The sequence below is a fragment of the Agrobacterium sp. ST15.16.024 genome (assembly GCF_027956545.1).
Taxonomy (GTDB): Bacteria; Pseudomonadota; Alphaproteobacteria; order Rhizobiales; family Rhizobiaceae; genus Agrobacterium; species Agrobacterium cucumeris.
On sequence record NZ_JAQKGO010000018.1, the window covers coordinates 1 to 13,916 of the forward strand.

The window sequence follows — 13,916 nt, forward strand, 5'->3', positions numbered from 1 at the left end:
TTCGAACCAGCTGAGGCCATGCAGGAGCGCCTCTTTCCAGGGCCCCTGCCAGCCGTGCTGGCCGGCGGCGGCGAAACAATAGGCCTGACGCGGCTGCACACGGGCGCGACGATCATCGGAAAAAACCGGTTTGGCATCCTGGCCGAGGCGCTCGTAAAAGCCGCCATCCGGGCGGGCCGAACCCGCCTCCCACCACAGGGGCAGGGCATCCTCATCCAGCCATTTCCGTAATGTTCCGATCTCTTCGGCAAGCACCTGGGCGGCACTCGGAAATTGCACTGTCATCAGTTAACTCTCTACTCTATAGCGTATTTGGAGGTTCCATACGCCAAGAAAGCTTGAAAACAAAGACATCAACTGACATTTCGAGGCAGTATCTACCACCATGAAAATCATGACTACTTTTGCGATATAAGCGGCGGGGACATATACCGGTATGAGAACAATTGAAAAGCTGGCCCAGCGCTTCGTTAAAGCGAGCAAGCAAGGTACAAAAATCCCTCTGGCGACGCTGGAGGCGGATGGCGTCCTTCCCGACAATTTCGAAAAAGCGATGGCGGTTCAGCGCGCTTTCGTCGAAGCATCAGAAAAAACCATTGCGGGTTGGAAACTGGCGATCCGCCCGGATGGTGAGGCGGTTGGCGCACCGATACTGGATTGTTTCCGGGTCGAAAACAACAATATCGCCTCTTTTCCGGAAGCGGGAACTGAAGGCATCGAGGTGGAGATCTGCTTCACCCTTTCCTCCGATATACCAGCCCGCGGCACGGTGCCGTTCACCAGAGGCGACCTCATGCGGCACATCGGCAAGGTCCATCTGGGGGTTGAACTCCTTCGCTACCGGCTGGCTGAGAAAAATCAGGTGCCCTTTCCGTTGTTTCTGGCCGACCGCCTTGCCAACCACGGCTTCGTCGTCGGTCCGGAAATGGATACCGGCGTTCTGGAAGTCTTTGCCGGAAACGAAACAGACCTGCCGCAACTAACTGTGACGGAAGGTTCGGTACAGCTGTTCGATGCCACGGTAAAACACCCGAATGGTGATCCGCTTGCGCCGCTGGTCGCCTTTGCGAACGCGGCATTCAACAAAGGCGACATGCTCAAAGCAGGCAATGTCATAACAACGGGCAGTCTCTGCGGTGTGATACCAAACACACTTGCCCAAGAGATACACATAACGCTGAAATCGGTTGGTGCTTTCACCTTGTCCGGTCCGAAACCATAGGCGCACCACCATCCGGATGTCCGGTTTTCCGTGGCCGCCTGCGGTCTTCATCTCGGTCGCGCTTTCCGATATCGCCGGATGATCACTTCACCCGCCCATATTCGCCCAGAAAATCGAGCAGCGCCCGAATGCGTGAGGGAAGTGGTCCGCGCTGGCCGACATAAACCGCATGAAACATCTCCATCTCACCCGTATCAAAATCATCGAGGACCGATATCAGCCGGCCGGCGGCGATGTCCTCCCGAACGGTGAAAACCGCAAGACGAACCAGGCCGACACCGGCAAGAGCAAGGCGGCGAAGGCCCTCGCCATCGCTGACCTGTACGCGCCCCGTTGCAGGGATGATGACGGTCTTGCCGTCGGCTCGCAACGGCCACCCATCGACTGACCGGGCATAGCCAAATCCGAGACGATTGTGGTCCTCGAGATCGGCGATGGTCTGCGGCACGCCGCAGCGCTCCAGATAATCCGGCGCGGCAGCGATGACCATCCTTGTCTCACCGAGTTTTCTAGCAACGAGGCTTGAGCTTTTCAGTGGCCCGGCGCGAATGGCGATGTCCATGCGCTCGGCAAGAAGATCAACCACCAGATCCGTCTGGACAATGTCGAGTGTGATGCCCGGATGAAGCGCCAGAAACCGTGGCAGGACGGGTGCAAGAATATGCGTGGCATAAGAAGCACTGGTGTTGATCCGAACGCGGCCGATAGGCTGTTCGCCCTCCCCCGCGGCGCGTTCTGCCTCTTCGAGATCGGCAAGGATGCGCGTGGCACGCTCATAAAAAGCACAACCCTCCGGCGTTATCTGCAGCTGCCGGGTGGAACGGTTTAGCAGGCGTGCCCCGAGCCGCGTTTCCAGCCGGGCGATCAGCTTGCTCACCGCCGAAGGCGTCATGTTTGCCGCCGCCGCCGCTCGGGAAAAACCGCCGAGCTCGACGACCCGCACGAAGATCTCCATCTCCCCTGCCCGGTTGATCTCAAGTCGCGCCATGATGACTTCATCTCACAAGTGATATTATTTTCGGCATTCTATTTCATTGAAGGGTGAGCGTCTATCTTTAGACAGCGATTGAAACACACCGCAATCCTCGTCTGCCAGATCACGGCGGGATGGGCAGAGCATGGGGCCACCAGACGCCTCGCCCGCAACCATGTCGCAGCAACAAAGGAATACCCCATGGAATATCGCTATCTCGGCAAATCCGGCCTGAAAGTGCCGGTCCTGAGTTTCGGCACAGGAACCTTCGGCGGGTCCGGGCCGCTCTTCAGCAACTGGGGCAATCAGGACGCTCGAGAAGCTCGCCGCCTGGTTGACATTTGCCTGGAGGCCGGCGTCAATCTGTTCGACACGGCCGATGTCTATTCCAACGGCGCATCGGAGGAGGTGCTGGGCGAAGCGATTAAGGGAAGGCGCGACAGCGTTCTGATTTCAACCAAGACCAGCCTGCCGATGGGCGAAGGGCCGAATGACGCCGGTTCCTCCCGCTTCCGGCTGATACGCGCAGTGGAAGACGCGCTGCGGCGGCTGCAGACCGACCATATCGATATTCTCCAGCTCCACGCCTTCGATGCTTTCACACCGGTGGAGGAGGTGCTGTCGACGCTCGATACGCTCGTCCGGTCCGGCAAGATCAGATATACGGGCGTCTCGAATTTTTCGGGCTGGCAGATCATGAAATCACTGGCGGTCGCTGACCGATATGGTTGGCCGCGTTACGTGGTCAATCAGGTCTATTATTCCCTTGTTGGCCGGGACTATGAATGGGACCTGATGCCGCTCGGCGCGGATCAGGGCCTTGGCGCTATGGTCTGGAGCCCACTTGGCTGGGGCCGATTGACCGGAAAAATCCACCGCGGCACGCCGCTGCCAGAAGGTAGCCGCCTGCATGAGACAGCGAGCTTCGGTCCGCCGGTGGATGATGAACATCTCTACCGCGTAATCGATGCGCTCGACGCTGTCGCGGCAGAAACCGGCAGGACGGTACCGCAGATCGCTCTCAACTGGCTGCTCAGGAAACCCACGGTTTCCACAGTGATCATTGGCGCACGCAATGAGGAACAGCTTCGCCAGAACCTCGACGCCGTGGGATGGGAGCTGACATCAGCACAGGTGGTGCGGCTGGACGAGGCCAGCGAGACAACCGCACCCTATCCGCATTTCCCGTATCAGCGGCAGGAGGGCTTTGCCCGGCTCAATCCACCGACGGTCAGCGGCTAGACTTTTAAAGGCTGGCGGCCTGGGGCGCTGTGCGTAGCTCCAGTCGCCGGAAAACGAGGGAATGTCGTCAGCCGTGCAGCCGTGAGGTCCGATCAAAAGCGGTAATGCAATCGCACACAGCCTTTCTCAATCGGCTTGGCGCTGAGCAGACGAGGACTCGCGCGATAACCGGTGAGAGGAAAGAGAGGCTGGCCCGAGCCAAGTATCTCGGGGATAACGTAAATCTCGATCTCATCCAGCGCACCACGCTCCATAAAGGCCATCTGCAACCGGCCGCCGCCCAGCATCCAGACATCGCCGTCCTCGAGCGCGCGTAATTCCGCGATCAGCGCATCTACGTCGGCGTAGATTTCCAGCGGTCCTTTCGGTCGTTCAATCGGGCGCGACGTGACAACGATGACACGCTGGTCTCCATAAGCCCACGGTGAATCCTCGCCGGCGATAAAGTCATAAGTCGCCCGTCCCATGACCACGGTCCTGATCCCCTTCAGGAACAGTCGGTAATCATGCTCGCCGAGGTCCATGTCGTCATATTTGAAGAGCCAGTCGAGGGAGCCGTCTCCCGAGACGATCAAGCCATCCAAACTCGCCGCGATGTATCCACGGATAACAGCCATATTGCTCTCCTTGATTTATAAATGAATATACGTTTATATATAGGCCATGCCTAGACACAAGCTGATTTCCGATGAGAAGGCGCTGGATGCGCTGCTGCCCCTCATGTTGCAAACCGGGCCAGATGGTATGACCTTTGCCGCAGCCGCAAAGGCCTGCGGCCTGTCCGCTGCAACGCTGGTGCAGCGATACGGCAAACGCGAAGACCTTGTGGAAGCCGTACTTCTGCGCGCCTGGGACAGGTTGCAGGCCGAAACGGCCGCGGCCGACGCCGAGGAACCCCTGACGCCTGAAGGTGCCATATCCCTGCTCTTGCGGCTCATGCCCAGCGATGCCGCGGAGCAGAATGCAAGTGATGGATTGCTGCTGCTGAGAGAAGATATTCGCAATCCATCCTTGCGAGCGCGAGGAGCACTTTGGGGCAAAACACTTGCCCGTGCGCTCGGACGCCGGATCACGGACGACGACAGAAACGCCGAAAGGCTCGGCTGGCAGATGGCGGCCGTCTGGCAAGGGGCCCACACCTGGTGGGCGTTCACCCGTGGTGAAGATGCGGGCTCGGCCATCCGCAAAGCACTGGAGGAATGGGTTGAGATGGTGAAGCAGGCAGAGCGCTAGTCAGAAATCGCGCTGTTCTGGATTTTTGCGGGCTCTGCGCCGAAGGCACGTATTTCAGCGCGCCAAGACATTTTCAACCAGATGATTGTTTTCTCGCCTCCACAATTGCTCCACAACCCGGCTAGCGACAGGTAAATCGCCATCAGGTCGCCGCAGGCTCCCATAATTCCACTGGGTTGCCTTCCGGATCGTGTATCCGGGCAAAACGGCCGACTTCCGAATCCCACTCCGCCCGGGTCTCAACCTTGACACCCTCTGCGGTAAGCTTCGCGATAAGACCATCGAGATCATCGACCCGGAAATTGATCATCCACTGTTGTTCATCACGGCCGAAATAATCGCTATCCCTAGCGAAAGGCCCGAAGATGGTCATTCCGGCCTCCTGCTGCCATACGGATATGTGCAGATTGTCTATGCCGAGATGTTTCTGATACCATTCGGCGAGGCCCGCGGGATCCCCGGCCCTGAAAAAAACGCCACCAATTCCAACGGCTCTCGCCATGAATTTCTCCCGCTTCGCAAGAATGGAGGCGATGATGTGCACCACCGCCCAAAATATCAAGCAGAGCCACGTCAACACCAGCCCGAAGTTGTAACGGCTGGAGAGCGGCAGGCGGCCATGATATCGATCGCTTACGACAGAGATAGACATACCCACCCCGGAGAGATGAGATGCTGACGCTTAGAGCGGCATCGTTTGCGGAAGCAGACGCGCTGACAGAACTTTGCCTGCGATCGAAGGCCGTGTGGGGTTATGATGAGGAATTCCTGCGTGCCTGTCGCTCAGAACTTACGATCACGCCCTGGAAAATGCGCGAGTCATTTTTTCAGGTCGCAATTGCCGAAGGGGAGCTCGCGGGCGTCGCCCAGCTATCCCTTAAAGAAAGCAGCGCCGCCGAGCTCGAAGCTCTTTTCGTCGAACCGAGGTTGCAGGGGCTGGGCACAGGGCGAGCTCTCTTCCAGTGGGCGATTTCGATCTGCCGGGATCATCGCAGGCGGACCCTTCTCATTGAATCCGATCCCGGTGCTGCCTCGTTCTATAAGCGCATGGGTGCCAAAGAGACGTGCGTGGTTCCCTCAGGATCGATCCCGGGAAGGATGATACCGAGGTTTGAGTTTGACGTGCCAGACGTGAGTGAACACGCCCTCCCCTCCCGATGAAAAAACCTCTTGACCTCAACCATGGTTGAGCTCCTAGAAGTATTGTCACCTTGTTTCCGCAAGGCTCATTTCATGCTCTTGAGCGAACAGTTGACAAAGGATACCCCATGGCTTTCCAGCTTCCCGACCTCCCCTATGCCCATGATGCGCTCGCTGCCTCGGGCATGTCCGAAGAGACGCTGAAGTTTCATCACAATCTTCACCACAAGGCCTATGTCGATAATCTCAACAAGGCGATATCAGGCACCGCATGGGAGAAAAGCAACCTCGAGGACATCGTCCGGGGCACCTATGAGAAGGGCGCAATCGCCCAGTCCGGCATCTTCAACAATGCCTCCCAGCACTGGAACCACAATCTCTTCTGGGAGATCATGGGACCGGGAAATCACCCCATCCCTAAGACGCTTGAGGATGCGCTGACGCAATCCTTCGGCTCGGTATCGCTGTTCAAGCAGAATTTCGCCCTCGCCGGTGTATCACAGTTCGGCTCGGGCTGGGCATGGTTGGTGGTGGATACCGACGGCACGCTGAAAATCACCCGCACCGAAAACGGCGTCAATCCGCTGTGCTTCGGCCAGAAGGCGCTTCTCGGCTGCGATGTGTGGGAGCACAGCTACTATATCGATTTCCGCAACAAGCGCCCGGCCTATATCGAGAACTTCCTCGACAATCTCGTGAACTGGCAGGCCGTGGCCGCCCGCCTCTGATCTGAGCCCCACCGATCCGGCCTCTGCCGCTGCCCTCGTGCGGCTGGCCGGGTCAGGCGCAGCCGGACAGCCGCCGTCCGGCTGCAACTTCATTCGAGCGTTTCAATGCCCTATGTCGTCACCGAAAACTGCATCGCCTGCAAATACATGGACTGCGTGGAAGTCTGCCCGGTCGAATGTTTCTACGAAGGCGAGAACATGCTCGTTATTCATCCCGACCAATGTATCGATTGCGGCATCTGCGAGCGCGAATGTCCTGCGGCAGCAATCCGGCCGGATACCGAAGCCGGGCTGCATGTCTGGCTCGACCTCAATCGCCACTATTCGGGCATCTGGCCGCGCGTACACCAGAAAAGGCAGTCACCTGATAATGCCGACGTCATGAATGGCGCCGCAGCCAAGTTTTCCATTTTTTCCAAGAACCCGGGAGCGGGCGGTTAGCCCGGCACTGCATGTCTCATAATCTCAGGCTGATCGATGGCAGCGTGATAAGCCATACGCATATTCCGCTCAAAGGCACCGTTTCACCGACGATATCCCCCCGCGAATTCAAGGACGCGATGGCCGCCCTTGCCTTTACCGTGGCTTTGGCCACGGCCTCCCATGCCGGAGAAAGGGTCGGACGAACGATCACCTCCTTCATGCCGCTCAGCGCCGAGCCCCCGTATCTGATGATCTCCATCGATGCCAGCAGCCGCATGGTTGATCTCGTCGCCGCAAGCCGACGCTTCTCCGTCGCAGCACTTGCCCAAGGACAGGAGGAAATTGCCGACGTATTTGCCGGAAAAGGCAACTTGCCGGACCGATTTTCCGTCGGCGACTGGGGTCTCTGGCCTTCGGGAAACCCGAAGCTTGCCGGCGCGCTGCTATCCCTGGATTGCGAACTCGTCGGCTCCATCGATGCCGCCGACCATATCCTGTTTGTCGGGGCCATCATCGAAGCGACATCTGACCCGCTACGCAAGGCCCTGCTCTGGAGCGAACGCGGCTATACCGTCAAGGAGGAACACGGAGCCAACTCCTAAAGAGTTTCAGGCGCTACCATGAGGGCAATAGCTAGAGAAAAGCCGCGGAATGGGGATGATCGTCATTGTTTGCCCGGGCAAAGCTTCCTGGAGCAACGCCCATTCTCCGGCGGAACGCGGTGCTGAATGCGCTGGAGGATTCATAGCCGATTTCATCGGCAATGCGGTCGAGCGATTTTACCCCGCTCATGAGCGCATCCCTGGCAAGCGCCATCCGCCACCGGGCGAGATATTCGATCGGCGCGCAGCCCACCATTTCAACGAAACGCGCGGAAAAAGCCGAACGCGACATGCCGGCGATTCCCGCCAGTTCCGCAACCGTCCAGCCCACACGAACATCTTCATGCATGGCCGATAATGCACGGGCAAGGCCGGGTAAACGCATTGCCTTTACCAATCCCGTGGGAATTGCCGCATTGCCCGCTCCCGGCCGGCGCAGCGCTTCCACCAGAAGGACTTCCAGCATGCGCCGGATGATCAGCTCCTTGCCCGGATCCTCGCCGGCGCACTCCTCTGACAGTAGCTCGATCAGCCGCGCCAGCCGGGATGCGCCTTTCTCCTCTGCCGGCACGTAGATCATTTCGGGCATCAGTGACAGCAGAAGTGAAGCATTGATGCGTTCGAACCTGAAGCTTCCGCCCAGCGCGACAAAATCGGGCGCCCCCTCCTGTTCGCCATGACGGACAGCCCGATCCTGCGGTTCGACGGGAACACATTCGACATCGGTCTCGCTACAAAGCGAAAAAGCCGGCGTTGTGGGCAGAAGCAGGAAATCTCCGCATATCAACCTGAGAGGAGCCCGGCCTTCCATCATCACCCATGCCGCACCTGCAAGGACGAGCGCGAAACCCGGCGCATCATGCGGACGATAGCGCACTCCCCATCTGCCCTTGCCGGAAATCGGCTTCGAGACGGCGGCGCTGGGTCGCAAAAGGTCGACGATATCGCTGAGAGGATCCATGTTTGGACGATCAATAACAAATAATAGACATTTGAGCATATATCATCCAGTTCAGCCCGTCTATCTCCTGCACATCAACAACGGAGATCTACCATGACCAACACCATCCTCATCACCGGCACGTCGTCGGGTTATGGCAAAGCGATTGCCGAACTGTTCCTCGCACGCGGCTGGAACGTCATCGCCACCATGCGGCGTCCAAACGCTGCCCGCTTTGCTGACGATACCGGCCGGTTGCGCGTGCTGTCACTGGATGTGACAGACGAGGATAGCATTGCGGCAGCGATCGATGCGGCCGGCCCGATTGACGTATTGGTGAATAATGCCGGCATCGGTATGGTCGGTGCCTTTGAGGCTACACCGATGTCGGCGGTGCGCACGATCTTCGACACCAACAGCTTCGGTGTGATGGCCATGACACAGGCGGTCATCCCGCAGATGAGAAAACGCCAGTCCGGCATGATCATCAACGTCACGTCCAGTGTTACGCTTGCTTCTTTCCCGCTTGCCGCCGCCTATACCGCCAGCAAGCAGGCTATTGAGGGATTTACCGGTTCGCTCACGCATGAACTGGCGCATTTCAACATTGGCGTGAAGCTGGTCGAGCCGGGTTATGCCCCGACAACCAGCTTCACGAACAACGCCATTCTGCCGCTTGAGCAGCTGCTTCCCGAAGATTACATGGGCTTCGCAGGGCCAATTCTCGAAACTTTCGCCCAACCGGCTTTGACCACCCATGAAAGTGATGTCGGCGAAGCGGTTTGGAGCGCGGTGCATGACAACTCGGGACAACTCCACTTTCCAGCCGGCGCGGATGCCGTCGCTCTCGCCCGCAAACACTGACCTTCAGAAAGCAGCAGGATGCCGAGTGTCTGAAGAGCACCCGGCTTCTGCTTTTCAGAAGATTCACGCGGGCTCCGCCGGCACTTTTCCCCTGATCTCCGGCCAGAGCCCTTCCGTCACCGCCATCAGCGCCGGTGTCGCGGCTGCGACCCAGGGGATACCGCTGCCGGGGCGTGTTCCGATACGGACGTCCAGGCCCGCTTCTCTTGCAAGTACGACGCCGCCGGCGATATCCCACATGGTCGTCAGCTTCTGCAGATGGCCGTCGAAGATGCCGCGCGCGGCGAAGGCAAGGCCGATCGATGTCGAGCGGATGGATTCCGCCACCCAGCCCGCATGCCGAAGCCCGATGTTGAGGGCCGCCACCTCTTCCGCATCGGCAGCGGCGCTGTCGCCAAGCGACATGACCTGCACATCCTCGAAGGGCACATGGCGGGCAAGCGGCTTGCCATTCAGCATCAGCCCGGCTCCATCCGCCGCCGCATAAATGTCCTTGAAGACGGGCATGGCGACGACGCCGAGTTCCGGCCGGTCGTTGCGCACGAAGCCGAGGGAGATACCCCAGAGCGGCGAACCGCGCAGGAAATTGGCGGTGCCATCGATGGGATCGATAATCCAATAGGCGTCATCGGCAACACCGCCCATTTCTTCCCCCAGCACGGTTTCGCCGGGAAAAGCCGCCGCCAGACGGTCGCGGATCAACCTTTCGACCGTGGTATCGGCTTCCGAGACGAAATCCTGAAAACCCTTCGTCCGGGCGGCGATGGCGTCGCGGGCCTCGAAAAAGCGAAGGGCAAGGCCCATCGCTTCCTCGATGATGGCGACGGCGCGTTCGAGACGCTCGTTCATCGTGTCCACGCCCTGCCCGTCTCACCGGCGCCCGCCTTCAGCCAGTTGGTGAAGGCTTCGACTTCATCGGTCTGGATCGCGCCGACACCAGCCCCGGCAAGAGCACCCCAGACGGCTTCGGGATTTGAAAGCGCGCGGGTATCGTTGAAATCAAGGCAATGGGATACGTCGAGCGAGTTGATCCAGAGGCGGATATTCTGGCGCTCCATCTCGGCACGGCCCTCGGCCAGATCGGCAATATCGGTAAATTTCACTTCGATCATCGGTGCCTTCAAGGCTTCGATCCGGCGCAGGTCCTCGGCAAACCTGCCCTTTCTCACCGGGAACATCGGCATATGCGGGATTTTGCCGAACCAGCCGGTTTCCAGCACTTCGAAATGGCCGGCCTCAGGATCGATATCGGTTTTCACCAGCACCTGATCCTCGACGCCGAGCCGCAGCACGGTTTCCATGACCTGTGGCAGATCGCGGGTGAATTTGGTGTCGATATTGACGGTGATCTTGCCACGCGCCTCTTCCAGCAGTTCTTCCAGCGTCGGCACGCATTCATCGGTCACGCCAGCCGCATCGCCGCCCGCGCCGGCCTTCAGCTTCGCTGCGCGGACCACCTCGAAAGGCAGCGCGCTCACGGTGCCCTTGCCCGTCGTGGTGCGGTCGAGCGTTTCGTCATGAATGACGACCAGCCGGCCATCGGCCGTCGCCTGCGTGTCTATCTCGATCATCTCCACGCCGGCCGCAACCGCGGCGCGGACGGAGGCGAGCGAGTTTTCGGCGGTGGCGGTCCAGAAGCCGCGATGGGCGATGGTCAGGATGGCCGGATTGTCGCGCGAGCAGAGCGTGAGGACATTGCAGGGATTGGAGGTCTTACGGGAGGCTGCAAGGGTTTGGTGCATGGTTTTCACTTTCGGACGTTGCAATTACCGGGTTTGAGCGCCCGGATCAGATTTTCCCCATGCCCGCCGCCATCAGATCGTCGCGCAGGATGCGGCCGGCGATGATGAAGACGACGAGTGCGGGAAGAAGCAGGATGAAGGAGACGATGGAGGCGAGCGGCAGCTGCATCGAATAGGGATCGAGATACATGTAAAGCTTGATCGGCAGGGTCTCGACAACGGGCGCGCCGACGATGAAGGACTTGTCGAATTCCTCGAAGCTGCCGATGAAGGACATCAGCCCGCCGGCGAGAAGGCCAGGCACCGCAAGCGGCAATATGATGTGGAGGACGATGCCGACCGTTCCCGCACCAAGCGAGCGGGCCGCATGGATGAGATCGTCTGGAATGGTCTCCAGCGCCGCCGTCATCAGGCGGATCATCAGCGGCAGGGTGCCGACGATCTGCACGAGAATGACCCCCGTTACCGAATAAGCGAGACCGAACAGGAGAAACACCTGCCCGATGCCCACGGCGACGACGAGCCCCGGAATGATGATCGGCGCCAGAATGAAAATCTCCACCAGCCGTTTCAGCCGGAAGGGAAAACGCGCCATGGCCCAGGCCGTGGGCAACGCGATGGCCGCCGTCAGGAAGGTGACGACGACAGCGATGAGGATACTGTTGATCGCGGCGCGGATGAGGCTTGCATCGCCGAGAATGCCCGCCCAGCGCGCCGTGGTGTAATGCTCCGGCACGACAAGCGGCGGCGACCAGCCGTCGGCAATGCTCCAGAGGAACATCAGAGCCAGCGGCACGGCAATGGCGAGCGTCAGCGCGCCATAAAGCCCGATGGAGACGAAAATCCTGTCCTCCGGCGTAAAGGCACGGCGACGGGGAGTGAGGGTAGGTTCAATGGTGATAGCGCTCATCATGCGTCTCCGCGGGTTTGGCCGGGGCCGATGCGGGATGTCAGCGAATAATAGAGAATGAGGACGGAGACCGCGAAGAGGCTCAGCACCATGCCCATGGCATAGACCTGATTAAAACGGCCCTGATTGAACTCCTGGATCATCAGCACCGAAAGCGGCCGGGCCGTCGGCGGGCCGACGATATCGGGAATGGCATAGGAGCCCATGGAGCCGATGAAGGTCAGAAGAATGGCGGCGGTGATGCCGGGCATGGCGAGCGGTACTTCCACGAAGAAAAATGTCTTCAGCCGCGAAGCGCCAAGCGTGCGCGAGGCATAACGTATATCCTCGGGAATGGCCGCAAAGGCGCTGGTGATGATCAGCGTCATGAAGGGTATCTGTTTCCAGACGCTGGCGAGAATGACGCCGATGCCCCAGTCGTCGCGCACGAGCTTGGGCAGTTCGATCCCGAGCGGCGCGACCAGCCGGTCGAGGAACCCACCCCTTTCGAAAACGACGATCACCATCAGGCCGACGATGATGCCCGGCACCGCCATCGGTAGCTTATAAAGGCCGCTGAACAGTTTTCGACCGAGAAAGCTCTTGCGGATCAGAAGCGCCAGCGGCACCGAGGCCGCAAGCGAGACGATGACAGGCATGACGCCGTAATAGATGGAGGTCGTGAGCCCACGGATCATCGACGCGCGGGTGAAAATCCGCTGGTAGAACATCAGCGTGAAGCTGCCATCCTCCTGCCTGAAACTGCCGATCAGCGCCGACAGCAGCGGCCCGCCGAAGAAGACCAGAAGATACCCGACACCCGGCAAAAGCAGGAATAGAAGCTGGGCGCGCCTGTTTCGAAGGAGCCAGGCCATCATGCCGCCTCCCCCGCCATCCTGTCATCGAGAAGATGGACCGAGCCGGGAAACTGCAGGGCGACCCTTTGCCCGACATCGATCAGAGTTTCCGCACCGGACTGGCTGATCCGGATCTGACGGCCGCCGATCTCGACCGTGTAGAGTGCATTGGCGCCCATGAAAGAAACGGCGGAAACCGTGCCCTCACCGGCCTGATCGGCATTGATATGGATATTTTCCGGACGAACGGAAATCTGGACATTGCCGGCGGCAACCCGGTCAAGCGTCACGAACTGGCCCCAGGGCAATTGCGCCTGCTGGCCCTCAGCGGAGACCGGCAAAAGATTGGTCTGGCCTAGGAAGCCGGCGGTAAAGGCGTGTTTCGGCGCACGATAAAGCTCGAGCGGCGTGCCGATCTCGACCACCCGGCCGGCATTCATGACGACGATCCGGTCCGACATCGCCATGGCTTCGGCTTGATCATGTGTCACATAAAGGCTTGTCGCGCCGATGCGGCGGTGAAGCTCGGTCAGCTCATGGCGCAGCGTATCGCGAAGTTTGGCATCGAGATTGGAAAGTGGCTCGTCGAACAGAAGCAGGCTCGGCTGCATGACAATGGCGCGCGCCAGCGCCACACGCTGCTGCTGGCCGCCGGACAGTTGCCGGGGCATGCGATCCACCAGCCCGGTGAGATTGCAGATATCAAGCGCATGGGCGATACGCCGCACCCGCTCATCCTTCGCGACCTTCTTCATCTTCAGCCCGAAGCCGAGATTCTTGGCGACCGACATATGCGGGAAAAGCGCATAGGACTGGAACACCATGGCGATATCGCGTGCTTCCGGTGGTGCCTGATCGATGCGCTTGCCACCCAGCCGGATTTCGCCGCCCGAAGGCCGGCTGATACCGGTGAGGATGCGCAAAAGCGTCGACTTGCCGCAACCCGAAGGCCCAAGAATAGTGACGAATTCGCCCCGTTCCACGGTGATCGACACGGGATGAAGCGCCCGGCTGGCGCCGTAATCCTTGCTGATATTGCTGATCTCGAGTTCACTCATGAC

At 59.6% G+C, this 13,916-nt stretch carries 18 protein-coding genes; 8 read left to right on the forward strand and 10 right to left on the reverse strand.

Features of this window, described 5'->3' with window-relative positions; all coding sequences use genetic code 11:
• On the reverse strand, positions 1–285 hold a 285-nt coding region (locus PL640_RS24710; protein ID WP_271363811.1), incomplete at its 3' end, for an AGE family epimerase/isomerase.
• Positions 286–436: 151 nt separating this feature from the next.
• On the opposite strand from PL640_RS24710, the gene PL640_RS24715 reads away from it, so the two are divergent.
• Positions 437–1,222 carry a 2-keto-4-pentenoate hydratase gene (locus PL640_RS24715; RefSeq protein ID WP_271363812.1) on the forward strand — a complete coding sequence of 262 codons (786 nt, stop codon included), beginning with the start codon at positions 437–439 and terminating at the stop codon, positions 1,220–1,222.
• Between the two features lie 82 nt (positions 1,223–1,304).
• On the opposite strand, the gene PL640_RS24720 is transcribed toward PL640_RS24715, so the two are convergent.
• Positions 1,305–2,210 (reverse strand): LysR family transcriptional regulator, encoded by a 906-nt coding sequence (locus PL640_RS24720; protein WP_271363813.1) that lies wholly within the window; start codon positions 2,208–2,210, stop codon positions 1,305–1,307.
• 186 nt (positions 2,211–2,396) lie between these two features.
• On the opposite strand from PL640_RS24720, the gene PL640_RS24725 reads away from it, so the two are divergent.
• Positions 2,397–3,437 (forward strand): aldo/keto reductase, encoded by a 1,041-nt coding sequence (locus PL640_RS24725; RefSeq protein WP_271363835.1) that lies wholly within the window; start codon positions 2,397–2,399, stop codon positions 3,435–3,437.
• Positions 3,438–3,529: 92 nt separating this feature from the next.
• Here the strand turns inward: PL640_RS24725 and PL640_RS24730 are convergent, their stop codons facing one another.
• Complete coding sequence (locus tag PL640_RS24730; protein ID WP_271363814.1) at positions 3,530–4,054, reverse strand: dihydrofolate reductase family protein; 525 nt, start codon at positions 4,052–4,054, stop codon at positions 3,530–3,532.
• A gap of 46 nt (positions 4,055–4,100) precedes the next feature.
• Here PL640_RS24730 and PL640_RS24735 point away from each other — a divergent pair, with 46 nt between their 5' ends.
• Positions 4,101–4,670: a TetR/AcrR family transcriptional regulator gene (locus PL640_RS24735; protein WP_271363815.1), complete on the forward strand. Its 570-nt coding sequence runs from the start codon at positions 4,101–4,103 to the stop codon at positions 4,668–4,670.
• Between the two features lie 142 nt (positions 4,671–4,812).
• Here PL640_RS24735 and PL640_RS24740 read toward each other — a convergent pair whose 3' ends face one another.
• The gene (locus tag PL640_RS24740; protein WP_142842081.1) at positions 4,813–5,172 is read right to left on the reverse strand and encodes a VOC family protein; all 360 of its coding nucleotides are present in this window, start codon (positions 5,170–5,172) and stop codon (positions 4,813–4,815) included.
• Between the two features lie 170 nt (positions 5,173–5,342).
• Here PL640_RS24740 and PL640_RS24745 point away from each other — a divergent pair, with 170 nt between their 5' ends.
• The 4 genes from PL640_RS24745 (at position 5,343) to PL640_RS24760 (ending at position 7,563) form a co-directional block, all read left to right on the forward strand.
• Positions 5,343–5,831, forward strand: coding sequence for a GNAT family N-acetyltransferase (locus PL640_RS24745; RefSeq protein ID WP_271363816.1), 489 nt, complete (start codon positions 5,343–5,345; stop codon positions 5,829–5,831).
• Between the two features lie 107 nt (positions 5,832–5,938).
• Complete coding sequence (locus PL640_RS24750) at positions 5,939–6,538, forward strand: superoxide dismutase (RefSeq protein WP_271363817.1); 600 nt, start codon at positions 5,939–5,941, stop codon at positions 6,536–6,538.
• Positions 6,539–6,643: 105 nt separating this feature from the next.
• The gene (gene fdxA, locus PL640_RS24755) at positions 6,644–6,979 is read left to right on the forward strand and encodes a ferredoxin FdxA (protein ID WP_142841876.1); all 336 of its coding nucleotides are present in this window, start codon (positions 6,644–6,646) and stop codon (positions 6,977–6,979) included.
• A gap of 11 nt (positions 6,980–6,990) precedes the next feature.
• The gene (locus PL640_RS24760) at positions 6,991–7,563 is read left to right on the forward strand and encodes a flavin reductase family protein (RefSeq protein ID WP_271363818.1); all 573 of its coding nucleotides are present in this window, start codon (positions 6,991–6,993) and stop codon (positions 7,561–7,563) included.
• Between the two features lie 31 nt (positions 7,564–7,594).
• Here PL640_RS24760 and PL640_RS24765 read toward each other — a convergent pair whose 3' ends face one another.
• Positions 7,595–8,524 carry an AraC family transcriptional regulator gene (locus PL640_RS24765; RefSeq protein WP_271363819.1) on the reverse strand — a complete coding sequence of 310 codons (930 nt, stop codon included), beginning with the start codon at positions 8,522–8,524 and terminating at the stop codon, positions 7,595–7,597.
• Positions 8,525–8,617: 93 nt separating this feature from the next.
• Between PL640_RS24765 and PL640_RS24770 the strand changes: the two genes are divergently transcribed.
• Positions 8,618–9,367 carry an SDR family oxidoreductase gene (locus PL640_RS24770; protein WP_271363820.1) on the forward strand — a complete coding sequence of 250 codons (750 nt, stop codon included), beginning with the start codon at positions 8,618–8,620 and terminating at the stop codon, positions 9,365–9,367.
• Between the two features lie 63 nt (positions 9,368–9,430).
• On the opposite strand, the gene PL640_RS24775 is transcribed toward PL640_RS24770, so the two are convergent.
• Genes PL640_RS24775 through PL640_RS24795 form a run of 5 tightly spaced genes read right to left on the reverse strand, consistent with a single transcriptional unit; the run spans position 9,431 to position 13,913 of the window.
• Positions 9,431–10,216 (reverse strand): inositol monophosphatase family protein, encoded by a 786-nt coding sequence (locus PL640_RS24775; protein WP_271363821.1) that lies wholly within the window; start codon positions 10,214–10,216, stop codon positions 9,431–9,433.
• The gene (locus PL640_RS24780) at positions 10,213–11,109 is read right to left on the reverse strand and encodes a glycerophosphodiester phosphodiesterase family protein (RefSeq protein ID WP_271363822.1); all 897 of its coding nucleotides are present in this window, start codon (positions 11,107–11,109) and stop codon (positions 10,213–10,215) included. Before PL640_RS24780 ends, PL640_RS24775 begins: the two co-directional genes overlap by 4 nt.
• 46 nt (positions 11,110–11,155) lie before the next feature.
• On the reverse strand, positions 11,156–12,022 hold the full coding sequence (locus PL640_RS24785) for an ABC transporter permease (protein ID WP_405048513.1): 867 nt from the start codon (positions 12,020–12,022) through the stop codon (positions 11,156–11,158).
• A complete protein-coding gene (locus tag PL640_RS24790; RefSeq protein WP_271363836.1) occupies positions 12,019–12,873 on the reverse strand; it encodes an ABC transporter permease in 855 nt (284 codons plus the stop codon). The genes PL640_RS24785 and PL640_RS24790 overlap by 4 nt, the downstream gene beginning before the upstream one ends.
• Positions 12,873–13,913, reverse strand: coding sequence for an ABC transporter ATP-binding protein (locus tag PL640_RS24795; protein WP_271363824.1), 1,041 nt, complete (start codon positions 13,911–13,913; stop codon positions 12,873–12,875). Before PL640_RS24795 ends, PL640_RS24790 begins: the two co-directional genes overlap by 1 nt.
• Positions 13,914–13,916 lie beyond the last annotated feature (3 nt).